The organism is Mesorhizobium sp. B4-1-4 (genome assembly GCF_006439395.2).
GTDB lineage: Bacteria > Pseudomonadota > Alphaproteobacteria > Rhizobiales > Rhizobiaceae > Mesorhizobium.
The window spans coordinates 2,979,377-3,003,234 of sequence record NZ_CP083950.1 but is presented as its reverse complement, the minus strand read 5'-3'; the positions used below and the strand labels follow the sequence as shown (position 1 = coordinate 3,003,234).

Annotated in this window: 17 protein-coding genes; 9 read left to right on the top strand and 8 right to left on the bottom strand. The window is 60.4% G+C overall.

The genetic code is table 11. The annotated features are described in order from the left end of the window. Window positions 1-762: 762 nt before the first annotated feature. From FJW03_RS14525 to FJW03_RS14515, 3 genes are all read left to right on the top strand, one after another. Entirely contained in the window at window positions 763-960 is a 198-nt protein-coding gene (locus tag FJW03_RS14525; RefSeq protein ID WP_226890669.1) for a hypothetical protein, read from the top strand. A gap of 525 nt (window positions 961-1,485) precedes the next feature. Next, on the top strand, window positions 1,486-2,148 hold the full coding sequence (locus tag FJW03_RS14520; protein ID WP_181165704.1) for a response regulator: 663 nt from the start codon (window positions 1,486-1,488) through the stop codon (window positions 2,146-2,148). Window positions 2,149-2,233: 85 nt separating this feature from the next. Next, on the top strand, window positions 2,234-4,564 hold the full coding sequence (locus FJW03_RS14515) for an ATP-binding protein (protein WP_140761589.1): 2,331 nt from the start codon (window positions 2,234-2,236) through the stop codon (window positions 4,562-4,564). Between the two features lie 92 nt (window positions 4,565-4,656). Here FJW03_RS14515 and FJW03_RS14510 read toward each other — a convergent pair whose 3' ends face one another. Then, window positions 4,657-5,031, bottom strand: coding sequence for a histidine kinase (locus FJW03_RS14510; RefSeq protein ID WP_181173180.1), 375 nt, complete (start codon window positions 5,029-5,031; stop codon window positions 4,657-4,659). An 871-nt stretch (window positions 5,032-5,902) separates the two neighbouring features. Between FJW03_RS14510 and FJW03_RS14505 the strand changes: the two genes are divergently transcribed. Continuing rightward, window positions 5,903-6,970, top strand: a complete 1,068-nt coding sequence (locus FJW03_RS14505) for a cyclic nucleotide-gated potassium channel (protein ID WP_140761584.1) — start codon at window positions 5,903-5,905, stop codon at window positions 6,968-6,970. Between the two features lie 233 nt (window positions 6,971-7,203). Here the strand turns inward: FJW03_RS14505 and FJW03_RS14500 are convergent, their stop codons facing one another. The 4 genes from FJW03_RS14500 to FJW03_RS14485 form a co-directional block, all read right to left on the bottom strand. Beyond that, window positions 7,204-8,808, bottom strand: coding sequence for a GMC family oxidoreductase (locus FJW03_RS14500; RefSeq protein ID WP_140761581.1), 1,605 nt, complete (start codon window positions 8,806-8,808; stop codon window positions 7,204-7,206). Next, window positions 8,808-9,809: a flavin reductase gene (locus FJW03_RS14495; RefSeq protein WP_140761579.1), complete on the bottom strand. Its 1,002-nt coding sequence runs from the start codon at window positions 9,807-9,809 to the stop codon at window positions 8,808-8,810. Before FJW03_RS14495 ends, FJW03_RS14500 begins: the two co-directional genes overlap by 1 nt. A 23-nt stretch (window positions 9,810-9,832) precedes the next feature. Further along, complete coding sequence (locus FJW03_RS14490; RefSeq protein WP_140761577.1) at window positions 9,833-11,197, bottom strand: LLM class flavin-dependent oxidoreductase; 1,365 nt, start codon at window positions 11,195-11,197, stop codon at window positions 9,833-9,835. Window positions 11,198-11,376: 179 nt separating this feature from the next. Continuing rightward, entirely contained in the window at window positions 11,377-12,336 is a 960-nt protein-coding gene (locus FJW03_RS14485; RefSeq protein WP_226890668.1) for a LysR substrate-binding domain-containing protein, read from the bottom strand. A gap of 156 nt (window positions 12,337-12,492) precedes the next feature. Between FJW03_RS14485 and FJW03_RS14480 the strand changes: the two genes are divergently transcribed. The 5 genes from FJW03_RS14480 to galE all read left to right on the top strand — a co-directional run bounded on the left by FJW03_RS14480 (window position 12,493) and on the right by galE (window position 17,924). Then, entirely contained in the window at window positions 12,493-13,464 is a 972-nt protein-coding gene (locus tag FJW03_RS14480; protein ID WP_140761575.1) for an ABC transporter substrate-binding protein, read from the top strand. 188 nt (window positions 13,465-13,652) lie between these two features. Continuing rightward, the gene (locus FJW03_RS14475; protein WP_226890667.1) at window positions 13,653-14,630 is read left to right on the top strand and encodes an ABC transporter permease; all 978 of its coding nucleotides are present in this window, start codon (window positions 13,653-13,655) and stop codon (window positions 14,628-14,630) included. Then, the gene (locus tag FJW03_RS14470; protein ID WP_140761571.1) at window positions 14,627-15,718 is read left to right on the top strand and encodes a quaternary amine ABC transporter ATP-binding protein; all 1,092 of its coding nucleotides are present in this window, start codon (window positions 14,627-14,629) and stop codon (window positions 15,716-15,718) included. The genes FJW03_RS14475 and FJW03_RS14470 overlap by 4 nt, the downstream gene beginning before the upstream one ends. A 260-nt stretch (window positions 15,719-15,978) precedes the next feature. Further along, the gene (locus tag FJW03_RS14465) at window positions 15,979-16,953 is read left to right on the top strand and encodes a UDP-glucuronic acid decarboxylase family protein (RefSeq protein WP_140611945.1); all 975 of its coding nucleotides are present in this window, start codon (window positions 15,979-15,981) and stop codon (window positions 16,951-16,953) included. Then, window positions 16,950-17,924 carry a UDP-glucose 4-epimerase GalE gene (galE, locus tag FJW03_RS14460; protein ID WP_140761568.1) on the top strand — a complete coding sequence of 325 codons (975 nt, stop codon included), beginning with the start codon at window positions 16,950-16,952 and terminating at the stop codon, window positions 17,922-17,924. Before FJW03_RS14465 ends, galE begins: the two co-directional genes overlap by 4 nt. A gap of 124 nt (window positions 17,925-18,048) precedes the next feature. Here galE and FJW03_RS14455 read toward each other — a convergent pair whose 3' ends face one another. The 3 genes from FJW03_RS14455 to FJW03_RS14445 are packed head-to-tail and all read right to left on the bottom strand — an operon-like array spanning window position 18,049 to window position 23,857. Beyond that, window positions 18,049-19,869: an ABC transporter ATP-binding protein gene (locus FJW03_RS14455; RefSeq protein WP_140761566.1), complete on the bottom strand. Its 1,821-nt coding sequence runs from the start codon at window positions 19,867-19,869 to the stop codon at window positions 18,049-18,051. Further along, a complete protein-coding gene (locus tag FJW03_RS14450; RefSeq protein ID WP_140761564.1) occupies window positions 19,866-20,855 on the bottom strand; it encodes a glycosyltransferase family 2 protein in 990 nt (329 codons plus the stop codon). The genes FJW03_RS14455 and FJW03_RS14450 overlap by 4 nt, the downstream gene beginning before the upstream one ends. Further along, window positions 20,852-23,857 (bottom strand): trifunctional glycosyltransferase/class I SAM-dependent methyltransferase/polysaccharide deacetylase, encoded by a 3,006-nt coding sequence (locus FJW03_RS14445; protein ID WP_140761562.1) that lies wholly within the window; start codon window positions 23,855-23,857, stop codon window positions 20,852-20,854. The genes FJW03_RS14450 and FJW03_RS14445 overlap by 4 nt, the downstream gene beginning before the upstream one ends. Window position 23,858 lies beyond the last annotated feature (1 nt).

The window sequence follows — 23,858 nt, the reverse complement described above, 5'->3', positions numbered from 1 at the left end:
CCACCACCGTGGTGTTGAGGTCGCCATAGGCGCCTGGTGATGCAAGTTGAGTGGTGTCGGGAAGGGTATGTGTATCCAGATAGCCGGTGTGAAATCCATTGGTCAGCGCCGGATTGAGCATCACCTGGGCCACGTAATTGTTGTAATCGGCCGCGGTCAGGCGCGGGAACGGATTGTCCGAAGAACCCCACTTCCAGCGGGTGACCTCGACCAAGTTGTTGAAAAGCCCGATCGGGATACGAAAGCCACTTGCTTCGCGCGCGCCATCGTAAATAGAAAGCTGTGTAGTCGGATCGATAATGCCCAGAGGGTCGAACGTTCCAAAAAGGCCTAGCGTCCGGGTGGTTCCGCCAGCATCCGTATAGCCATAGATGGCCTGACCGCCGGCGTCGTAGCCAGTGATGAAGATCGCGTCGCGCATCTGGTCGAGAAGAAAGTTGATATCACTGAGCGTGATGTCGAACGGCTTGATGGAAGGCATCGCTTTTCTCCATTCGTGTGCCGTACGCAACGGCGACAGGACTACGGTCAGCGCTCTCGGGCGCATTGGCGGGAGTTGGGAAGTGCCTTCTCGGGGGGAGGGCAATGAGGCTGTGAAGCAGCGCCAATGCCGGTCTTCTCCGACTGGTTTAATCCCCACGTTAACCCTTGATTAAGCATGACACCGCCAGTCCGAATGCCTACGGTCGGACGTCGCATGATGTTTTCGGCACAAAGGCTAGGGAATTTCGACGGATGGTCTGGCGCCAGCCTGGACCAAGGTTGGGGCTGAAACCAGACTTTGGTCAGGGCCGGGCCAAGGTGTCGAATTTGTCAGGTAAGCTTTCGCGTCTGCAGCGATTGGGCTGGGCGCTACACGCTTGCTCGCTGGCGGCCCATGGCAGCGACGCCTTGCGCGCCACCGTCTCCGCGGTGGAAGCCGACGCCGAAATCCCTGCGGTCCAGCCCGCCGAAACCTGATTGCAGCGATTTCGAGGCCTCGAACGCTGCCTCAACGCCTCAAACACTTCGAAAGCATCGCCACCGATATGACGGACACGCCTTGTCCTTCTTCAACTCCGTCCGCTCGTCTGCGCCATGTCTGGATTGAATATCGATCGAAGCCCGTCGCAGCCCCGCGGGCGGCTCAAACGCATGGGACAGGCGCAATGATTGTATTGTCGATCTCTCAGGCCCGATCGATTTAACCGCGATCACAAAATCTCCATGCGCGTCTCCGCGGGATTTTATATGTATCGATAAAACAATGTGCCTGATTTTCTTTTGTGACTACAAAACGTGTAAAAGATTTACCCTACGCAAATTGTTATACACAAAGAGATTTAGAAAGATTTGCTGAATACCTCGCATCTTCGTCGATCCTTAGCTGCGTTGACATCCACTTAAGTCAAGTCTAACATATGGTCAGGGTGTTGATGGGATTGTGCAGGGTTGACGGCTCACTGGCGTGAGACACGCCTTGGGTTGTGCGCTGGGGGTAGCGGCGTGGGCGATCTGGAGAGAGTTTCAATTGCCATTGTCGACGATCATCCGATCGTTCGACGCGGTCTAGCCGCTGTCATTTCAGGCGAGGCAGGTTTCAGTCTCGTTGCCGAAGGCAGTACCGCGCGTGAAGCGCTGGAAATCGCCGAACGGTGGCGACCCCAGATCATGCTTCTCGATCTGGGAATCCCAGGAGGCGGCATGGAGGCGCTAAAGCGCATCGTCGTCCAAGCGCCTTCCGTCCGATGCATGATCCTGACAGTCTGTGATTTGGCGGCCACGGCGATTTCTGCCTTGAACGCAGGCGCCAAAGGCTATGTGCTCAAGGGCGTGAGCGCCGGGGATCTCAAGAAGGCGATGTGGACGGTGGCGAACGACGAGTCGTTCGTCTCGCCTGAATTTGCGACGAAACTGCTGCAGGCCGCACAGATGAACGTCCGGCAGACGTCCTCCATCGATCAGCTTACCCACCGTGAAGCTCAAATCATGAAAGCCGTTGAAGAGGGTCTTACCAATCGAGAGATTGGCGAGAAGCTGGATATCAGCGAAAAGACGGTCAAATATTACATGTCTGGCATTCTGCAGAAGTACGGCGTCACAAACCGTGTTTCGGCGGTAATTGCGGCGCAAAAGTCGCGCGGGGTAAATCCGCCTCTGGGCAATTGACGCGTTAAGGACCGCCTTCTACGCAGTGCAGGTCTTGCGGGATGATAGCAAACGAGTGAGAGCCCCTGCGGCGGAACCGAGATCAATGCGCCACGCGCGTCTCTCCTGGATCGAGTTGGGTGGCTGCCTCCTGCTGGCCTCGCTCGGCTATCTGCTTTGGTTCCAGTTCAGCACTGGGCGGGAAATGGACATCAAGGCCGCGATGCTGGCGTTCCAGGCAGAGAACCAGGCCAAGAATCGAGCAGTCGCGGTCAACATCGAGGCCAGTTTTCGCCAGATGTACCAAGGCATTCGCACGATCGCCCGCCTGCCGACGGTGCGAGCGCTGAGCTCCGAATCCCATTCCTTGCAAGAGGATGCGAGGGTAAGCGCCCAGGAGATATACAACAATCTGGCGGAAAACCTCTCGGTTTCCGAACTGTACATAGTGCCGGCCAATTTCGATCCGGACCGCGTCGACGCCGATCGGGCGACGCCAGAGGTACCGTTGATGACGTTCGATGAATTTATAGTTGGCAAGAATGCAGATCAGAACTCGGCGCGCTTAGCCTCTTCCGTAAAAAGCAGAGTAGAAGAGGTAGAAATATTTGAGTATCGAGCGATGAAAATCCAGCTCGACTATCTAAACAGAAAATATGGCAACGACAACGTAATCTCGAATCTGAACTATCCTGCAATTGCAAGCAGGGAAGTCATTACGTGCGACAACACGCACTACTCGCCGACGGCACCTGATGACGACAACCGCAAGGGCCTTGTCTATTCGGTTCCATTCTTCGGGTTTGACGGAAAACTGCGAGGCATCGTTACCGCGGTCGTGCTGTCCGACGTCCTTACCGAAATTCTGCCGAACGACGGCTATGCGTTAAGCAATGACAGGCTCGGTTTCTACAGGGGGTCCCGTGACGGCCAACTTTGGAGGCAAGTCTCGCCGCGAACCGAAGCCGGTCTCGACAACGTCGCTTATGGCAGCTCGACGCCGCTCGATTTTCCGGATGTCGGGGGAGGATGGAGCCTTTGGTCCGTGGTGCCGACGGCGGTGTTCCTGAAATCACCCGCCGTCCAGTCGATCAACGAGCGTTTCCGCACCGAGGTCATCATCCTGATTTTGGGGAGCGTGGCCCTGGCCGCCGCGCTCCGATGGCTCGCCTATAGAGGCTCGACGGTTGAAAGGCACAATCGGGAGCTCGCCTTGCGCATCGAGGAGCGCACGGCCGAGCTGGCCAATGCCAAGAAGGTAGCGGAGGAGGCCAGTTCCGCCAAAAGCCGGTTCCTTGCCCGGGTCAGCCACGAGATCAGGACGCCTATGCATGCGATAGTCGGTGCGGCGGAGTTGCTACGAGCCAGTCAGCCCGACAGGCGTGCGCAGGCCAAACTTGAGATCATCGACCATGCCAGCCAGACATTGCTCGACATCGTCAACCAGGTGCTTGATCTGTCGGCGATCGAACACGGCAAGCTGAACGTCAACTCGGTCGAGTTCGAGCCTTCGACGCTTTTGTTGGAAACATGCGACATGATGCGGGCCGTTGCCGACCGCAAGGGACTGACGATCGCCGTCGAATGCGCTTCGAACACGCCCGCCCGCTACCGCTCGGATCCGGCGCGCATTCGCCAAATCCTGGTGAACCTGATCGCGAACGCCTTGAAGCATACTCCGGCCGGCGGAGTGACCGTCCGGGTCAGTAGCGAGGTATCCGGCATTCTCGCCTTTGACGTCGTGGACACGGGTTCGGGCATCGCAGAGGACGATCGCGAGCATATCTTCCAGGAATTCTATCGCGGTGCCAATTCGGACGGGTCGGGACTGGGGCTGGCAATCAGCCGCCAGCTTGTCGAACGGCTCGGCGGAACCATCCAGGTCAGCGAAGCTCACCCACATGGCGCTCACTTCCGCTTCACCATCGCCATCGAACCGGCAGCCGCAATTCCCATCGCACGCGAAGAACCTAGCCTGCCGGAGCCGAAGCGGAAGCTTTCGACCGCGGCAGGGCCGGCGATACGCATCCTGTTGGCGGAAGACAATGAGCGTGTCCGCGGACTGCTCGAGGAAACCCTTCGCCAGTTTGGCTGCCTTGTACAAGTGGCCAGCGATGGAGAGGGGGCGGTCGCCGCAGTTCGCCACACCAGTTTTGACGCAATTCTGATGGACTGCTCGATGCCGAAGCTCGACGGAATTCGTGCCACTTCCAGGATCCGTGAGATCGAGGCGGCCTCAGCCCCCGACTGTCGTCGGGCCCGTATCATTGCCTTGACAGCCAGCGCATATGCCAGCGATCGCGAAGCATGCCTGCGGGCAGGAATGGACGATTTTCTAAGCAAGCCATTCAAACGGGAAGAGCTCTTTCGTGTCTTGGGAATTGCCGGCGAAGCAACGGGCAACGCCAGTGCAGTTTTGGCACCGGTTGCGGAGTAGAGTAGCGCTGTCCGATTTCGTATGGCTGCGCCAAGCGCCGGGAGCATAGAAAAGCAGGGCCACTGGTCAGTATCTTCCTGGACTCAGGCCTGTCACGCCAGCTGGCGCGAGATCTGCCGGAGATCGTTCAGCGCGTCGACGCTCGCCGACTTCACATCCTGAATTATCTGTCTGGGCACCGGTTGGGCGCTGCCTTCGGTGTCTCGCAACATGTCTTCGAGTTCATCGAGGCGCAGTATTGCATAGGTGAGCATTTGTGCGGGGCCATCATGGATGCGCTGGCCGATTCCTTCGTGGTGCAGGCCATGGGCGCGCCGGAAGACGACAACGATTGCGCCGAGCATGATGGCCCAAACGAGAGCGACTGCTGAGGCCACATGTGTTCTGCCGGGAACTGCATCCGGACCGGTCGTCGCCCCAACTGCCACGGAGATGTATTGATCGATCCACCAGCCGAGGGCGATCATCGAAAGGGAAACGACGACAACGAGAAAGACACAATGCCGAATCGCCCGAGGCGAATGCCTGAGCCAAGCCCGTGCACAGTTGAATCCACGTGCTGCGGCACAAACTGCCTGCCAGGCGCGAGCCGTAAGTCCAATCGCCTTTCCCCTACCATTTCCAGCCATATTGTTCCTCATGGCGAGCGCAAAACAGGTGAATAGACGTTAGAAAAAAAACTTTCAAAAATTTCATGAATCTCGGTTGCGTTAAAATTTACGCTGCGCCCGAACACTACATTTCGCAATGAGCCTCGCATCCGGTTCGCGATCTTGTGTGACAGAATAGGTCCGTTGCCGGTGGGCGGCAACGGTCTGGAAGGCTTGCCAGCTTCGCCAAGCAGATTTTGATCCGGGCGCCGTTGACCGTCAAAAAGGATTGGTGCAGTTCCTGGTCGGCTACAGAGAAATTCTGGAGGAACAGTTCCGAAGGACGTCGTGCCCGCTATTGACTGGACACTGCTTGGGGATCGCTGAAATCGCTACAGCGAACCTTAGATGTCAGTGCAGTAATGCAGCCTGCCGATCATTGGCCGTGCCCTAGCAGCCCCAATACTCCGGTGTGGGCGCGCTGGTGCCTTCTCTTTCGATTCACTTGCGTCGGTGTGGGAGGCTCAAAACGTCCCTACATAAAACCTGCCCGTCGGCTTGTCGTCCTTCATCCATCCGGGCTTTGAGGGCCGGTTGTGTGTGGCCTGTCTGTTCACGTCCGGTCACGAAGCAATCCCGGACATCTGAGTTCACCGTTGGTGATGCACATCGCAGTGACAGTAAGCGCCTTTACGCTTGCCTTGAAGACATTCTATTTTGAAGGATACTAGCCGCTCGTGGGCACAGAATGTCGGTACTGCCTTTCTTGAGAATTTACGCGCCGCTCAACGCGGTGCTGGCCGCGCCTGGGCTTCTGGCGGTGGCTGCGCTCACGATACCGGACATGCCCGGACGAAGCAGACTCGCTCTGGCCGTCCTGCTTGCTGTCATTTGGGGCGCCTATCTCCTGCAAATGGGCGCGACGCTGCTCAAGCACCGGGCGGGAGACGTACGGAACTGGACGCCGGTAATCGCCATCGATGTGCTCGCGGTTTTGGTTCCACTCGCCGCATTTCTGCTCGTCGGCACGCCCGACCGGAGCCTCTACTGTGCTGTCTGGCTGCTGAAACCGCTGCGGGACTCGACCTTCTTCCCGGTGCTGGGCAGGGTCCTAGCCAACGAAGCGCGCAACCTGATCGGCGTCACCACGCTCTTCGGCGTCGTTCTGTTCGCCGTCGCGCTCGCGGCCTATGTCATCGAGCGCGACATTCAGCCGGGAAAGTTCGGCAGCATCCCCCAGGCAATGTGGTGGGCGGTGGTCACGCTGTCCACCACCGGCTATGGCGACGCTATTCCGGAAAGCTTCGCCGGTCGCGTCCTTGCCGGGGTGGTCATGATGAGTGGCATCGGCATCTTCGCGCTCTGGGCTGGCATTCTTGCCACCGGCTTCTATCAAGAAGTCCGTCGCGGGGATTTCGTCCGTAATTGGCAATTGGTCGCCGGCGTGCCGTTGTTTCAGAAGCTCGGCCCGGCCGCGCTAGTCGAGATCGTGCGCTCGTTAAGACCCCGCGTCCTGCCGGCGGGCGCCGTGATCTGCCGCAAAGGCGAGCGCGGTGATCAGATGTTCTTCGTCGTGGAGGGGCGCGTCAGCGTTGCGCTGCCGAACCCGGTGGAGCTTGGCCCTGGCGCCTTCTTCGGCGAGATGGCGCTGATCAGCGGCGAACCGCGTGCGGCGACCGTCAGCGCCGCAACGGTGGTCTCACTCCTGTCGCTGCACTCGGTGGATTTCCAGATGCTGTGCAGCAGCAGCCCAGAGATCGCGGAAATCATCCGCAAGACAGCGCTCGAACGGCGCGGCGCGGCGCCGATGGCGTGACCTTACCAGGTGTGCAGCCCTGGACTGTAATGGTGTGTCATCGATCTTGCGTCCCGAAATCGACGGACTATTTCCGCGTGCGGCGCCCTTTCCCAGGGCCGCCTCTGTCAGAGAAATACGGGAACCAACGCCGGGAGCATCGTATGACAAAGCTGGCATGTGCGCTGTCACCCAGCGACAACAAGCGGCTCGTTTCAGCAAGCCGACTGCTGTCGCTGGCTGCGCACTTTTGCCTAGGCCGCCGCCCGCTGACCGCGGTCCCGCAGGATCAACTCAGCGCCTTTCTCGCCGATCACCATCGAGATGGCGTTGAGATTGCAACTCGGTATCTGTGGGATGATGGAAGAGTCGACGACGCGCAGGCCTTCCACGCCGATGACCTTGAGGTCCGGCGCCACGACTGCCATCGGGTCGATGCCCATCTTGCATGTGCCGCACGGATGGTAGCTGCCGCTCGCGTTCTCGCGCATATAGGCGGTCCATTCGTCGTCGGTCTGGACTTGCCTGCCGGGTTTGGCCTCTCCCGTGACGTATGGCGCGAACGCCTTTGAGTTCAGCGCGGCGCGGGCGATCCTGCCGCCGGCCATCAAGGTCTCGACATCATAGCGATCGCTCAGCAGGTTCAGCTGGATCTTGGGCTGCTCGTAGGGGTCGGCCGATCGCAGCTCCAAATAACCCCGGCTGCGCGAACTGTTGACGTTGGGCTGGAGGTTGATCGCAGCCTCTTTCTGCATCTCGATGCCGTCATGGGTGTAGTTCGCCGAGAAGGCCCCGAAATGATATTGGATGTCGGGATATTCGAGCTCTGCCCGGGTCCTGACGAGACCGACACCCGTGTAGGTGTAGGTGGCATAGCCTGACCGGTCGAAGAGGAACTGGGCGCCGTATTTCAGCTTTCCCAGAAGGTTGAACTCCTGGTTCGCGGTCTTGACGTTGACATAGGCCTTCACCTGCGTGCTGGCGTGCTCCTGGAGGTTGCGGCCGACGCCGGGGCTGTCGTGCAGCACGCCGATGCCGTGTTCGCGGAGCTGCTCGTGCGGACCGATGCCCGACAGCATCAGCAGCTTGGGCGAGTTCACCGCGCTCGCCGACAGGATGACCTCGCCACTGCAGCGCTCGGTCTGCGTCTTTCCGTCGGCATCGAATTCGACGCCCGCGGCACGCCGTCCATCAAAGACAATCCTGCGCACCACCGCGCCGGTTACGATCCTGAGATTGGGCCGCTTCTCGATCGGATCCAGATAGCCTCTGGCCGCGCTGAAGCGGGTTCCCATGTGCTGGGTGACATGGATGATGGCGGCGCCGTCCGTGGGTTCGGCGTTGTAGGCGGGATTGTGCGGATAGCCCAGCTCCTTCATGGCCTCGACGAAGACATAAGCGAGCTTGGGAGGCTTGCGGACGGCGCTGACGACCACCGGGCCGCTCTTGCCGTAGATGTCGGTCACGCCGTCCCTGTTGCCCTCGATCTTCTGGAAATAGGGCAGGATCTCGTCATAGGACCAGCCCCGGTTGCCGAGTTGTGCCCAATGGTCGTAATCGCCTCGGTTGCCGCGGACATAGAACATCGCATTGATCGAACTGGAGCCGCCGAGCCCCTTGCCACGGGGCATCATGTCGCGACGGTTGTTCCGCGTCGGGTCCGGCTCGGTCATGAATTTCCAGTTCGTGCGGTCGTTGGCCATCGCCTTGAACGCCAAGGCCGGCATGATGATGTTCAACCTCTTGTCGCTGCCGCCGGCCTCCAGCAACAGCACTTTCGTCGACGGATCAGCGCTTAGCCTGTTGGCGAGCACACATCCCGCCGAGCCGGCCCCTATAACAATGTAGTCCCAGTTCATCATTTCGCCGCGCGGTTTTGGGCAATCAGCTTCGAGAGGGTTCTGAGCGTGGCGCGAACGTCCCCGTCCGGTATGCCAGCCAACTGATCTTTCTGGAAATCCTGCCAGCGCCTGCGGATCGCCTCGCGCCGCTGCCGCCCGGCTTCGGTGAGGATCAACTGGCCGTCTACCGCGTTGACGAGCATCCCACGCTCTACGAGCGTGGCCAAGGCGTCTTCCGTGTCGCGCTGGCCGAGATAAGTGGCCCGCGACACCTGGTCGATCTTCAGGCCCGGCATGTCATAGACGCAGGCGATCACCCTGGCCACCGAGATGTCGAGACCTTCGGCATGACGGTGTTCATCGAAGGTGGACGACAGGAGATGGTGTGCTTCGAATATCTGCGGAATGATCGTTCCCTCGGAAGGCGTCTCCGGCTTCAGGCCGCCGACTTCAGGCGATGGCGAGACCTCCGGATGGGAGTAGGCGACGCTATATTGGCCTTGAGCGAACAGCAGCGGCTCGCCTTCGAAACGACTGGCGCGGCGCACGAGACCGATCAGGATGGTGTGGTCGCCACCTTCGACCTGCGAATAGGTTTCGCATTCGAAATGCGCCAGGCAGCCGTGAAGCAAAGGAGAACCGAACTCGCCGAGCGACCATGCCGTGTCCGCGAACTTATCCTGGACCTTGCTTGAAAAATGTCGAGAAACAGTCATCTGCGTCGAGGCAAGGATGTTTACGCCGAAGCGTCCGCCGTTCTTGAACAGCGGATAGCTGCGCGAAGCGTGGCTTATTGACCAAAGCACCAGGGGTGGATCAAGCGACACCGAGGCGAAGGAGTTGACGGTGACGGCGGCCCGCTGACCTTCCGTCTCCGTGGTGATGATCGCGATGCCCGTTCCGTACAGCCCGAGGCATCTGCGGAAGAGACGGGCATCGGTCGCCGGATCGCCTGCCTCGATCGGCAGACGGGCGATGTCCTTGGTGGAGACTCCGTCTAGAGCGGCGTCGGTGTGCATGTCCGATCCTCGTTCAATCGAGCCTAGCTGGCGAGAAGCTCTTGCGAGACAGCCTTGGCCACGTCGTAGCGGCTGGCGGGAGTGGGAAGGCCGAGATTCCCGCGAAGGGTGCGACCTTCGTATTCGTCGCGGAAACGGCCACGCTTGCGCAACTCCGGCAGCACAAGCTCGACGAAGTCGTCGATGCCATGCGGCAGCAGGGAGGGGGTAATGTTGAAGCCGTCGGCAGCGCCCTGTTCGAACCAGGATTCCATTTCGTCGACGACGTCGGCGGCCGTCCCCACGACGGTCTTATGCTCCTGCGCCATGCCGATCTTCTTGTAGAGCTGGCGGATCGTCAGGCCCCGCTTCTGGGCGAGGTCATAATACATCTGGGCACTGCTCTTGAGGCCGACCTTGTCGAGGTCCGGCTTCGGCACCGGGCCGTCCAGCGGCAGATGCGAAAGATCGCCAAAGGAGCGGTAGAGCATCGAAAGGCCGACGACCGGATCGATGAGCGACTCCAGCTCCTCGTATTTCTCCTGCGCCTCTTCGCGGGTGCGGCCGACGATGGGCGTCAGGCCGAGCATCATCAGCAGGTCGGTCTTCTGGCGGCCGAAGCTCTCCAGCCTGTCCTTGACGGAAGAATAGTAATCCTGAGCCGATTTGAGGTCGTTCTTCGCCATGAACACCATATCGCAGTATTCGGCGGCGATCTGCTGGCCGGTCTCCGATACGCCGGCCTGCACCAGGATTGGCCGCCCCTGCGGGGAGCGTCGGACACTCAGAGGCCCACGGACGGAGAAATGCTTGCCGACATGATTGAGGACATGCATTTTTTCTTCGTCGTAGAAGACGCCGGATTCCTTGTCGAGGAGGAACGCGTCTTTGTCCCAGCTGTCCCAGAGACCGGTGACCACCTCGACGAATTCGTGCGCGCGCTCGTAGCGAGTATCGTATTCGAGCTGCTTGCTCATCGAAAAATTCCAGGCCTCCTGATCCGACCAGGAGGTTACTACGTTCCAGGCGGCGCGGCCGCCACTGATCTGGTCGAGTGAACCGTATTTGCGCGCGATGTGATAGGGCTCGTTGTAGGTTGTGGACGCCGTGGCGACCAGGCCGATGTTGCGGGTAAGCGGAGCCAGCGCCGAAAGCAGCGTCAGCGGTTCCAGTTCTACGTTGTGGCGCGACCGGGCCATCGATCCCTTCGGCTTGTCGTCCAGCCGCACGCCGATGCCATCCGCCAGGAACACCATGTCGAACTTGCCGCGCTCGGCCGTCTGCACGACGTCGAGGAAAGACTGGAAAAGAGAACTGCCGTCCGCGGGCACGTCCGGATGCCGCCACGAGCCGACATGGTAGCCCATGTAGCGCATGGAGAGCCCCAGCTTCATCTGCTTTCTGCTCATCAAGGAAACCCTCCGTTGGCATGCCTGGCGGCGGCGATCTGGCGACCGCAAGGCCCGACCGGACATGCTCTTGTCGAGGGGAACGTCCGACTTTGGCCGGACATTGTAAACGCCGAAAAAACTGCCGTTGTTGTTAAGTGTAGCTTACGCTAACTGGAGGCCGCCGACCTTCCAGCCGCCTAGCGGTCGTCAAGCTCGATAGCCCCGGCCACGCTTGCCTCTCTCTTCGGGAACGAACTTTTGACCCAATTGGAAAAGACCTGCGAGGAGGCGGTTGGCAGCACCCCCTTGGGCAGCAGCAAATGAAATGCGTGCCGTACGACCGGCGGCGCGTCGACAGGCTGTATCAGAGCGCCATTGGACAGGAATCTCTCGATAAGGGGCGGGCCGATCAGGGCGAATCCCTGGCCGTCGAGCGCTGCCTGGACAAGGTTGGTGTATGAGTTCACCGTGATGGCGGCGCGCGCCTTGGCCATGTCTATACCCAGCGTCTGGAACCATTTCGACCAGCGGGTGTGTTCGTCATAGGGGCCTTCCAGATGAATGAGCGGATGCTTGAGGAGGTCGGCTGGAGCCAAAATCGTCCCTGACGGCAGAAACGTGTTCGCGCAAGTGGGGCTTATCGCTTGCCGACCGAGGAAGGTGGCCTCGGCATCATCAAAGGGTGGACTTCCGTATCGGATCGCGACGTCGATGTTGTCTTCGAAGCCAAGATTGCTGTCTGAAACGATGAACCTCAATTCGATGTCGGGGTGGATCGTCCTGAACTCGCCGAGCCTCGGCGACAGCCAATAGGTCATGAAGCCCGGCGTGGTGCCGACATTGACGATGTTGGTGTCGGAACGCCTGCTGATCTCCACCGTCGCGCGCAGCGCCCGTTCGAGCACCTCCGAGATGGCGATATGATACCTTTCTCCGGCTCTTGTCAGCCGAACCGAGCGTTGCATGCGCTGGAACAGCGGCACACCGAGAAACCGCTCCAGGGCGTGGATCTGCTGGCTGACCGCGACGCGTGAGACGTTCAGTTCCGACGCCGCTTTGGTAAAGCTAAGCTGACGCCCAGCGGCTTCGAACGTTATAAGAAGATTGGGCGGTGGCAGCTTGCTGCGGAGTCTTTGCATAAAGACCAGCTTACGCATAGCGTAGGAATTATGCAACTTGCCAACGGCCCGCCGGGCCGTAATCTGCCTCCTGCTTAACAAGCCAAAAAATGACCTGATCGCGCGCCGCCGGGAGGCAGCAGCAATCAAGCCCGCCGCGACCGGTCAGGTACAACTTCGCCAAAGGGGAATGACATGAGATCTCTTCTTGCAGCAGTCGGCATGATCGGCGCGAGCTTTCTGGCAAGCGCATCCTCCGCCAATGCCGCGTGCGGTACGGTGACCATTACCGAAATGAACTGGGCCTCGGCCGCCGTGGTGACCGCCGTTTCGAGCTTCCTGATGGAGCAGGGCTACGGCTGCACGGTGAAGAAAGTGCCGACCTCGACGGTTCCGGCGCTTACGTCGCTCGCCGAAACGGGACAGCCCGACATCCTGACCGAGGTCTGGCCCGGTGTCGCGGACGTCTATTACAAGCTCGAGAAGGAGGGCAAGATCGTCAAGGTCGGCGATGTTCTGTCCGACGGCGGCGTCGATGCGTGGCTGATCCCCGACTATCTCGCGCAGGCCCATCCCGAATTGAAGACGATTGACGGCATCCTGGCCAACCCGAAACTCGTCGGCGGCCGGTTCAACAACTGCCCGGTCGGCTGGGGTTGCCGCACCTCGAACGACAATCTGGTCAAGGCCTTCGAACTCGAGAAACATGGCATAGAGGTTTTCAACCATGGCTCCGGCGAGACGCTCGCGGCCTCCATGGCGGCGGCCTATACCGCGAAGGAGCCCTGGTTCGGCTATTATTGGGCTCCCACAGGGGTCCTCGGCAAATACAAGATGGTGGAAGTCGACATGGGTCCGGTCGACAAGGACAAAGCCAAGTGCAACGCTACCGCCAACTGCCCAACCCCAAGCAAGACCGGCTGGCCGAAGGCTACGGTTTTGACCACCATGTCGAAGCCTTTCTATGACAAGAACCCCGAACTGGTCGCTCTCATGAGCAAGGTGAGCTTCACCAACAAGATCATGAACGAGCTTCTTGCCTGGCAGGAAGACAAGAAGGCTACCGCCGACGAAACGGCCGTGTATTTTCTGACAAACTACAAGGATGTCTGGCCGAACTGGCTGTCTGACGACGCCAAGGCGAAGGTCACCGCGATCGTAAAGTAGCGTTTTGGGTTCGTGGACGGACATCGTCGGCGAACCCTTGTCGTTTTTCTGGATCCTAGGGTTTCGAGGTGGCATCGCGACGCCTCGATTCGACAGCAGATTGAAGGCACGCCATGGCTTTCTACGACGGACTATTCAATCAGCTCGGACTTCGTGGATGGTGTGACGCGTCCGATACCACGGGCCCCATGAGCATGGCCGAACTGCTCAAGAAGAGCAAAGAAGCCAATGCGGGCGGACAGGCTTCGGGCGACGCCGCCCCGTTCCCTTCGCTTGACGCGCTGCATGACGCCTGTCGCGCGGTGCCGCGCACCCGGGATCTGACCTCCGGCATCGAGGACAGCTTCCTGCATGTCCGCGTCGCGTTGAAGACCGTGCTCGATCCCCTGACGCAACCGCTGTCGTGGCTGCTGGATTTCTCGCTCAAGGTCGTCGAAGCCGTACCGTGGTGGGCGCTGGTGATCGCGCTTCTTTTGCTTGTCTATTTCGCTTCAAGGTCATGGTCCATCCTAGCCCTGGTCGCCGCGACTTTGCTGCTCCTTGGTTTCATCGACCATCTCCACTATGCGCTGCAGACGATGGCGATCGTCTTCACGTGCACGTTCATCTGCATCCTCATCGGCATACCCATCGGCATATTGATGGCGAAGAGCAATCGGCTGGAGAAGCTTTCGCTCCCTGTCCTCGACATGCTTCAGACGCTTCCCTCCTTCGTCTACCTCATTCCATTGATCTTCCTTTTCTCGGTCACCGAGTCGAAGCTCTACGGCATCGCAATCATCCTCTACGCCATCGTCCCGGTCATCCGGCTCACCAATCTCGGTATCCGGATGGTCGATGGCAACGTCGGCGAGGCCGCGGATGCCTTCGGCATGGATCGCTGGCAGAAGCTATTGAAAGTGGAGATGCCGCTGGCGCTGCCGAGCATAATGGCCGGTGTCAATCAGACCATCATGATGGCGCTGTCGATGGTCGTGATCGCATCCCTTGTATCGGCGCCGGGCCTAGGCGTGCTGGTCCTGCGCGGCATCAACAATCTCGAACTCGGCACCGGTCTGGTCGCGGGTCTCGGCATCGTGCTGCTGGCCATCATGTTCGACAGGGTGAGCAAAGCCTCGATGGCGCGTGTCAATGGAACACTCCAGCCAAGGGAGGAAGCCCGTTGACCGAACAACCCAAGATATCCATCCGGAATCTCTACAAGATATTCGGCCCCGGTGCGCGCTCCATGGTGCCCAAGGTTCAGGGCGGAATTGGCAAGACCGAGCTGCTTGAGAAGCATAACCATGTCATCGGGCTTCAGGATATAAACGTCGATATAAGGCGCGGCGACATCACGGTGATCATGGGCCTTTCGGGCTCGGGAAAATCGACGCTGATCCGCCATCTCAACGGTCTTATCAAGCCCACCGCGGGCGAAATCCTTCTCGACGGCGCCAATGTGGCAGGCCTCACCGGCGCGGCACTGCGCGAGCTGCGCCGGTTTCGGATGTCGATGGTGTTCCAAAACTTTGCCCTGATGCCGCATATGCGCGTCCTTCAGAATGTCGAGATGGCACAGCGCGTCCGAGGCGACAGCGAAGCGGATGCCCGCCAGAATGCGATCAGATGGCTGGGGCGGCTTGGCCTCAGGGGCTTCGAGAACCGCTATCCCCACCAGCTCTCCGGCGGCATGCAACAGCGCGTGGGAATAGCCAGGGCGCTGGCATCCAACTCCGACGTCATGCTCATGGACGAGGCGTTCTCGGCGCTTGACCCGCTGATGCGGACGGACATGCAGAGCCTTCTGCTCGAGCTTCAGGCCGAGTTGTCCAAGACCATCGTTTTCATCACCCACGACCTGGATGAGGCGCTCAGGATAGCCGACTATCTGGTGATCCTGAAAGACGGCGTGGTCGTGCAGCAAGGCGAGCCGCAGAGCATCATCCTCAACCCGACCGACGCCTACATCGAGAAGTTCGTCAACGACATCAATCGCGCACGCGTGCTCAGAGCGGAGTCGGTCATGGTGCCGGGCATTATTGTCGAGTCCGGCACGTCGGGACAGGTCGACGCGGAGGACAATCTCGAAACGGTGATGGCGCGTTCGCAGGGTGATCTCACCCGGACTTTCGTCGTTGCCAGGGACGGAGTTCCCGCTGGGCTGATAAAAATGCAGGACGTCTTCAAGGCTCTGGTCCCGCGACATGCCGGGCCGCCGGCCCAGATCGTCGGGCCGGCCCCGGAGCCAATCAAGGAGGCGCATATATCTTGAAGATCTCGACCATTCTACATCGACGGTAGCTTCGTTCCGGCGAAAGACAGGTACCTTCTTGGACGTGTGCCTGCCGCCGAATTCCAATCTCGAAAGGAACTTGGATCCAGTGCCGTTCAGTGACGGAATACGCCCCGGCGCGGGCGCATCCGGCAATGATGTCTTGTCGGTAATGTAAATTGAAGGCGGCGTGCTGTTGAATCGCCCAACTGTCCGGCTAGTTTATTAGGGATGTCTAAATTGGCCGGAAGGGTTCGAAAATGCAGCGGGCGAAACGAGTTCTGGTGACGGGGGGCGCGGGTTTTCTGGGATCGTTCTTGTGCGAGCGACTGCTTGGTGAAGGTCACGAGGTTACATGTGTCGACAATTTTTTCACCGGAAGCCGAAGAAACGTCTCGCATTTCCTCGACAACAGGTCCTTCGAGATCATTCGTCACGACGTCACCTTTCCACTCTACGTTGAGGTCGACGAGATCTACAATCTTGCCTGTCCTGCAAGCCCCGTTCACTACCAGTTCGATCCGGTCCAGACGACCAAGACCAGCGTCCATGGGGCGATCAACATGCTGGGGCTGGCCAAGCGCGTTCGCGCCAAAATTCTTCAGGCGTCCACGTCGGAAGTTTACGGCGACCCTGAAATTCATCCGCAGACCGAGGACTATTGGGGCAGGGTAAACCCGATAGGACCCCGTTCCTGCTACGACGAAGGCAAAAGATGTGCCGAAACTCTGTTTTTCGACTATTGGCGACAGCATAAGCTGCGGATCAAGGTCGCGCGCATCTTCAACACATACGGCCCGAGAATGCGTCCGGACGACGGCCGTGTCATTTCCAACTTCATCGTCCAAGCGTTACAGAACGAGCCGATAACAGTGTACGGGACGGGCCAGCAAACACGTTCATTTTGCTATGTCGACGATCTCATCGACGGTCTGGTTCGCTTGATGCAGACCGATGACGATGTTACCGGTCCGATCAATCTTGGCAATCCAGTCGAATTTACGATGCTCGAGCTCGCCAATCTTGTGATCGAGATCACCGGAAGCCGGTCGGCGATTAAATTCACGCCGTTGCCAATTGACGACCCAAAGCAGCGGCAGCCCGATATCGGGAGCGCCTTGCATGAGCTCAATTGGAGGCCAAAAACCGCATTGCGCGATGGTCTTGCCAAGACCATCGCCTATTTCGAAAGCTTGGTTTCGTCGAAACATTTACGATCGACCGCTGCCGAATGAAGACTGTCCTGGTTACCGGCGGGGCCGGCTATATCGGATCGCACTGTTGCAAGGCGTTCGCTGAATCCGGCTGGTCGGTCATCGCATATGACAATCTCTCGCGCGGTTGGCGCGACGCGGTCAAATGGGGGCCGATTGTCGAGGGCGATATTTCCGACGCCGCGACCGTGTCGGCGGCGCTACGACAATATCGGCCTGATGTGGTGGCGCATTTCGCCGCCTATGCCTATGTGGGCGAGTCCGTCGAGCACCCCGAACTCTATTACCGAAACAACAGTTTCGGGTCGCTGGTCTTGCTCGAGGAAATGTTGAAGGCCGGCGTCGACAAGCTCATCTTTTCCAGCACCTGCGCATCTTATGGCGTTCCGGTTCGCTCGCCGATCGATGAAATGCATCCGCAGTCGCCCATCAATCCCTATGGATGGTCGAAATTCATCATAGAACGGATGGTGGACAATCTGTCATCTGCCCATGGCCTGAACGCGGTCATACTCCGGTATTTCAACGCGGCCGGATGCGATCCTGACGGCGAGGTCGGTGAGCGGCATGAACCGGAAACACACGTCATACCGCTCGCCATCGAGGCGGCGATCAGGCCGGACCGGATTTTTACCGTCAACGGCACCGACTTCGATACCCGCGATGGAACCGCGGTACGGGACTATGTCCATGTCACCGATCTCGCGCGTGCTCACGTCCTGGCAGGGGAGAAGCTTCTCCGCGACAGGGGTGTCGACGTCTACAATCTCGGGACGGGAACCGGAACGACGGTGAAGGAACTGGTCGATGCGGTGAACCGAGCTTCGGGGTCGCGCCTTCCGGTGGTCTACGGCCCGCGCAGGGCAGGTGACCCGCCAGCGCTCGTAGCCGCGGCAGGCAAGGCGTACCGGGAACTTGGCTGGACACCCGAGCAATCTGGAATCGACAGGATCGTCGAGACGGCACTGGCTTGGTATCGTAGCCGATTGTGAATTGTGATGGGTACGACACTCCGCCAGCTGGCCTGCCCGCCCGTCATCAAGAGAGCAACCGCGCCGGCCGAAACTGTCGATTCCATTGCCCCGCGCCGGACCGACACGCTGGGGATCGAGGACGTCACGGCCCCTCACTTTCAGCCTCGGACGCACGTACGACTTCGTGCTGGCGATGTTGATATTGAGGAACGACGAGTGAGGCAGGCCCTTGGCTGATGACTCTGCCGTTCTCGATCCAAATCACATTCGCGGCCTCACGCGCCGTGTCGATGCGGTGCGTGATCAGCAAAATTGTCCTGTTGCCAAGCTGCCTATCAATCGCACGCCGCACCTGATCCTCGAGCGCGGTATCGAGTGCGTTCATCGCCTCATCGAGGATCAGGAGGTCCGGATCGCGCAATACAGCCCGCGCCAGGCCAATGCGCTGCCGTTGGCCACCGGAAAATCGCAGTCCCTCCTGTCCGATCCAGGTGTCATAACGGTCTGGAAGGCCCTCGACGAATGCCGAGACACCGGCACTGCGGGCGGCGGCAATGATCTCTTCTTCGGTCGCATCGGCTTTGGCCATTCGGATGTTCTCCGTCACCGTGCCCTCGACGAGGTCGACGTCCTGACCGGTCACGGCGATCTTGGATAGCCAATCGTCCCGCCTGATTTCCGCGAGCCGGGTGCCGTCAATCATGATGTCGCCGGAGGTCGGTTCGTATAGCCGCAGAAGAAGATTCACGATCGTGGTCTTGCCGGCGCCACTTGCACCGATCAGCGCCGTAGTCACTCCGGCTGGAATCTCGAGCGACAGGTCGGTGAGCACCGGCGTGCTTGGATCATACCCAAAGCTTACGTGGTCGAAGACGATACTCGCGTTCAAATCCCTGAGCGCGATTGTGCCCTGCGATGGATATTCCTTGTCCTCGGAGCGGATCATCTCCAACACCGAGCGCAGCTGTGGCTGCATCTGAGCCAGAAACAGCAGGTTGCTTTCGAACTCCTGCGTATGCGGCTGCAATCGATACAGCAGCGCGACAGCGGCCAGTGTCACCTCGAAGCTGATGTGCCACCACCCGGAGACCAGAACGATAGTGCCCAACATTCCCAGATAACCGATCTCGGTGGTTGGGCCGATCCACGACGAAAGGCGGATCATGGACAACGAGGCGTTGCGCGCGGCCGCTGACGATTGCACGAAACGGCGCTGATGGAGCGCCTCTTGTCCATAGGCGCGTATGGTGCGCAACGCCTGGAGCGTCATCAGCATGTGCTCGCCGAGCGATTGATGGATCTTCTTTACCTGATGCCCCAGGTCACGCGCGGGCCGCGAAAAGATGCGCAAGATCGCGGAGATCGCAACTGAGCCGAGAGCTGCGATCAGCAGGATCTTCCAGGAGATCATGAGCAGGAAGACGGCGAAGACGAAGATCGAGCAGCTATTTATGATGAGTCGGGTGACCGCCCCATAGGACTGCGCGACCAGCCACGATTCGGTCCCGAGCACCTCCATGAGTTGCGATTGCTCGTGCTGCTGGATGGATCCGAAAGCGACCCTGAGATATTGTTGGTGGATGAGGTTGCGCACGCGTTCGCTGATCCGTTCGCCAATGCTGGAGCTTATCAACGAATACACCAGCGCTAGTGCTCCCCGCGCGAGGATGAGCAGGAGGATGGCAACGGCGAGCCGAGTGGGACTACCGAACCAGGCGACTGCCAGGCCCAGCGCTCTACCCTGAAGGCCACCTCCTGCTTCCGTGATCCGATCGGACACCAGATAGAGGAACAGCAGGATCAGCGTGATGCCGAGCGTCTCGGCCAAGGACGACAGAAAGCCGAGCGCGAGCAGCACCGGGGTCGCCCAGCGCGGCTTTCCAACGATGCGAAGCAGCTGCGAAAGATCGCGCGACGAAGCACGGACCGCACCGCGGCGTGTGGGGCCGTTGGCTTCGCTCATTTCAGTTCCCCGGTCGGGAAGCGCGCGGTCACCTGCGAGCGGATCGGCCGGCGACCACGCACCAGCCTCGTCACGACGCGCTTGGCCAAATGCGCGCCGACCCATGGCAAATCGATGACGATTATCCGCATAGCGATCGCAGGATGATGGCGAAGCAATAGCGACAGGATCGGAAGCACATAGCGTGATTGCCGCTGGCGCAACGTTCGCTCCAGGAGCCAGACCGAATAGAAATGCAACCCCTCACGCAGCGTGGATGCCGCATCCGGGTGGCGGCCGAGCATCTCGTCCACCACAAGCATCCAGGATCGCAGCATGCGCGTCATGTTGCTTGACATATTCCCCGGAAGGTAACGATATCCGACCAGCGGCTCTTCGACGACTTCGAAGTGGTATCGTTCGGCGACGCGACAATAGAAGAGGATGTCTTCACAACCTTGCGCGCCCGCCTCGCGCAGTCCGCTCTCGAAACCGCCGGCGTCTATCAGTGCCTGCCGGCGTACCAGGGCGGCGCTGCCGTTACCAACGAAATTGCCGTGGAAGAGGCGTTCAAGCACATCGCCCCGCCAGTTTGGCCGATGCTGATCATCAGTTACCTTGCCTTGGGCGTCGACCACCAAATACCAGCAGTAGACGAGCCCAACTTTCTCGTCTGTCCGGTCGAACACAGCCAGCTGCCGCTCGATCTTGGTCGGCGCCCACAGATCGTCGGCATCGACAAAGGCGATCAGATTGGATCTCGCCGCTTGCCAACCCGTATTGCGAGCAGCGGCCACGCCGGCGTTTGCCTGCTCGATCAGCCGCATCCGCGGGTCGATCTCCATGTGACGTCGGGCAATGGCGATAGTCTGGTCGCGCGAACCGTCGTCGACGACAATAATCTCAAGCGCACGGTGGGTCTGCGAGCGAACGCTGCGGAGCGTCTCGTCGATTGTATCTTGCGCGTTGTGCGCGGGGATAATGACACTGACAAGTTCGCCATTCATTCGAGTGCGGCCTCCAGAATGGCGACAAAGTCATCGAGCGAGCGGTCCCCACGAATCTCGATGCGGGGAAGGTCGATCGGATCGCAATCGAGGTTCGCCGGACCGTGCCTGCCGCCGAAGCCGGTTCGATAGCCGCACTCCCGGGCCAGCCGGCCAAGCCGCCGGTCGGTGACAGAGAAAGGCGCCGCGAACGTCGTCGTTGGCCGGCCGGTCCATCGCTCGATGAACATGCGGGAGCGCAGCAGTTCGGCGGCCAGGTCGGAGCTCGACAGACCGTCGATGGCGCGATGCGTCGCCATATGGCTTCCGAAGAACGCACCTTCGCCGGCGAGGCGCCGCACCGTCTTGGCATCCATGAGCGGCGTCGGCGGACCGCAGTCGGCATCCCACTTCGCGCTTTCCCCCACCAAATCCGTCACCAGGAACACTTCCGCGGTCAGGTCGTTCCTGCGCAAGATCGGCCAGGCATGGTCGGCAAAGTTCTGGAAGCCGTCATCGAACGTGATCAGCACCGGGCGGCCAACGAAAGGGTGACGGCTGGCGATGAACCATTCCAGTTGCTCGGACATGATCGCGTGAAAGCCGTTGGCGCGCAGCCACGCCATCTGCTCGGCAAACGCGGCGGGCGTCAACCGGAAACGGGCGAGCGCGGCCGGCCCATCATCGGCGACGCTGTGATACATGAGGACGGGGATACGCTGCCGCCGCTCGCTGCGTGCGACATCGCGGCGCAACGCCCGCGCCCCGCCCCAGACGATTTTTCGCGCGACCTCCCTTTCGATGGGCGCGCGGATTGGCACATGATCGATGGTCGGTTCCGCCGCCACGTCGCCTGGCGGCAGGCGGCGGAAGCGGTCTATGCGATAGAGCTCGGTCTGGATCGATTGCTCGAGCACGAGGCCTTCGGTCGCCGCCAGCGTCTCCGAGATCGCTTGTGCACCGAATGTGTTCCAGTCGAAGCCCGTCCGTTCCAAATTGTCACGCAGCACGAATGCGTGCGCGCTGATGAAACTGCCGCCAGGCGCCAAAGCCTCGACGAGTTTTTTGGCGACGCGCCGCAACTCGGCGAGATCGTCCAAATAATAGAGCACTTCCGAACAGACGATCAGATCCACCTCGCGCGGCAGCGTGTCGGCAGAGAGATCCAGCACCCCGAACTCGACATTCGGCTGATCGCCGCATCGAGCGCGCGCGCGCTCGATGGCTACGGCGGAGATGTCGGTCGCGGTCAAATGGCCCACTCGCGGCGCCAGCTGCCGCGTGAAATGGCCCTCCGCGCAGGCCAGCTCGAGTGCCCGGCCGATGGGGCCGGCCGGCAGAATTTCGAGCTGCCGCTCATATTTTTCCTGTTCATAGGCCGAACCATAGTTCCAGGGATCCTCGGTCGCAAAATAGCGATCCCAGAACGAGGCGCGATCATTGTCGCGCCCACCGTCGGCCGGTGCGTGACGCGGCGCTGCAAGAGGCTCCGCAACTTCGGCGCTCGAGCGCACCAACTGCTTGGCTTCCGCCGCCAACCGCGCGAGTCTGCCGTAGTGGCTGTCTTGATCGGAGCGGCGTCCCGCCATGGACAGCAACGCCGATGCCGCAAACATGTCTGACTTGTCGGCACCGGTACCCTTTTGCAGTGCATGTACAGGCGATCGGCCCGCCAGCCGCGCAACGCCCTTCCAGAAGCGGAACGCCATGCGCCGATAGCCGGAGAGGACCTCCCGAGGAGGCACAAGATCCAGGATCAATGCCATCCAATGACGCCTCGTCACCTTCCCAAGCACACCGAACTGCACCAAAGCCTCGATCTTGCCGTCGATCATCAGGTAGGCGTAGATTTGATCGATCCCTTCCGGCAGTTCGGTCGAGGTCGGATTTCGGGCATCGACGCGAATCCCCAGCGTTCGCGCCAGTCTGCGCGGCGCGGCAAGGTCGTCGAAGTCGAGAAGCATTTGCTCAATGTGATATTGGACGCGGCGACCCGCCACGGGATTGTCCCAGACCTGGCCGAGTTCGACGATCAATTTGCTTAAGGGGCCGCCGAACCTGTCCCATCTGGCAGCCAATTGCGCCGGCCCCGACAGGCTTCCCACCATCAGGCCGTCGAAAATCACCTTGGCGACCTCACGCGCCCACTTACGTCCCACGGGGAGCGCGCGCAGGGGCTCCGGGTTGGCCAGGCGCGAGCCGCTGCCGCAATCCGACGCGGCATTCCACAACGCGAACCAGGCGAGCGCTTCGGAAGCGGTGCGGCCGTTCGCCGGGATCGCCCCCTTGGCATGCGCCGGGGCTGGGTGTTTGACCCTGGGGTCGGCAGAAAAGCCGCGGGCGATGACGATTTCCGCGTCTGCCAGCATCTGCGTTGAATTGCGGGTGAGCGAGTTGGGGCTGGCCCGATAGAAAGCGAGCGGCTCGTCGACCATCAGCCAATTTTTGCCCTGACGTGCGACGCGCTGCCACAAATCCCAGTCCTCGCAGGTGCGCAGCGACACATCGAAACCGCCCAGCTCGACGATTGTCGCCCGATCGATCAGCAGCGCGTGCGTGCGGATGCCGCACCGGCGCGCGAATGTCTCGAAGGGCTCGATCGCAACCTCGGTCGCGATGCTCGGCGGGGTGAGTGCGCCATCGGGCATCACGCGCCGGGAACCGCAATAGGCGGCCACGGCATCGGGCGCGGTTTTCAGCGCGGCCAGCATCTTGGCAAGGAAGCCGGCGTCCACCCAGTCGTCCGCGTCCAGGAACATCAGCCAGCGGCCGCGCGCTGTCGAAATCCCCTTGTTGCGCGCGCCGGCGGCGCTGTGGGCGCAAGACTTCAGCGTCCGAAATCGGGCGTCGCCTTCCATATAGCCGGCGATGATCGCGGGGGTGCGGTCCGTGGAGGCGTCGTCGACGACGATCGCCTCCCAATCAGCAATATCCTGACCGACAAGGCAATCGAGCGCCTGCGCCAGCGTCACCTCCGCATTGTGCGCAGGCACCACGATCGAAACCAGGGGATGATGCACCACG

Bases quoted from the DNA above. Each gene is read 5' to 3' on its own strand.
- FJW03_RS14515 (WP_140761589.1), top strand. From the start codon at position 2,234: ATGCGCCACGCGCGTCTCTCCTGGATCGAGTTGGGTGGCTGCCTCCTG.
- FJW03_RS14510 (WP_181173180.1), bottom strand. From the start codon at position 5,031: ATGATCGCCCTCGGCTGGTGGATCGATCAATACATCTCCGTGGCAGTT.
- FJW03_RS14505 (WP_140761584.1), top strand. From the start codon at position 5,903: ATGTCGGTACTGCCTTTCTTGAGAATTTACGCGCCGCTCAACGCGGTG.
- FJW03_RS14500 (WP_140761581.1), bottom strand. From the start codon at position 8,808: ATGAACTGGGACTACATTGTTATAGGGGCCGGCTCGGCGGGATGTGTG.
- FJW03_RS14495 (WP_140761579.1), bottom strand. From the start codon at position 9,809: ATGCACACCGACGCCGCTCTAGACGGAGTCTCCACCAAGGACATCGCC.
- FJW03_RS14490 (WP_140761577.1), bottom strand. From the start codon at position 11,197: ATGAGCAGAAAGCAGATGAAGCTGGGGCTCTCCATGCGCTACATGGGC.
- FJW03_RS14485 (WP_226890668.1), bottom strand. From the start codon at position 12,336: ATGCGTAAGCTGGTCTTTATGCAAAGACTCCGCAGCAAGCTGCCACCG.
- FJW03_RS14480 (WP_140761575.1), top strand. From the start codon at position 12,493: ATGAGATCTCTTCTTGCAGCAGTCGGCATGATCGGCGCGAGCTTTCTG.
- FJW03_RS14475 (WP_226890667.1), top strand. From the start codon at position 13,653: ATGAGCATGGCCGAACTGCTCAAGAAGAGCAAAGAAGCCAATGCGGGC.
- FJW03_RS14465 (WP_140611945.1), top strand. From the start codon at position 15,979: ATGCAGCGGGCGAAACGAGTTCTGGTGACGGGGGGCGCGGGTTTTCTG.
- galE (WP_140761568.1), top strand. From the start codon at position 16,950: ATGAAGACTGTCCTGGTTACCGGCGGGGCCGGCTATATCGGATCGCAC.
- FJW03_RS14455 (WP_140761566.1), bottom strand. From the start codon at position 19,869: ATGAGCGAAGCCAACGGCCCCACACGCCGCGGTGCGGTCCGTGCTTCG.
- FJW03_RS14450 (WP_140761564.1), bottom strand. From the start codon at position 20,855: ATGAATGGCGAACTTGTCAGTGTCATTATCCCCGCGCACAACGCGCAA.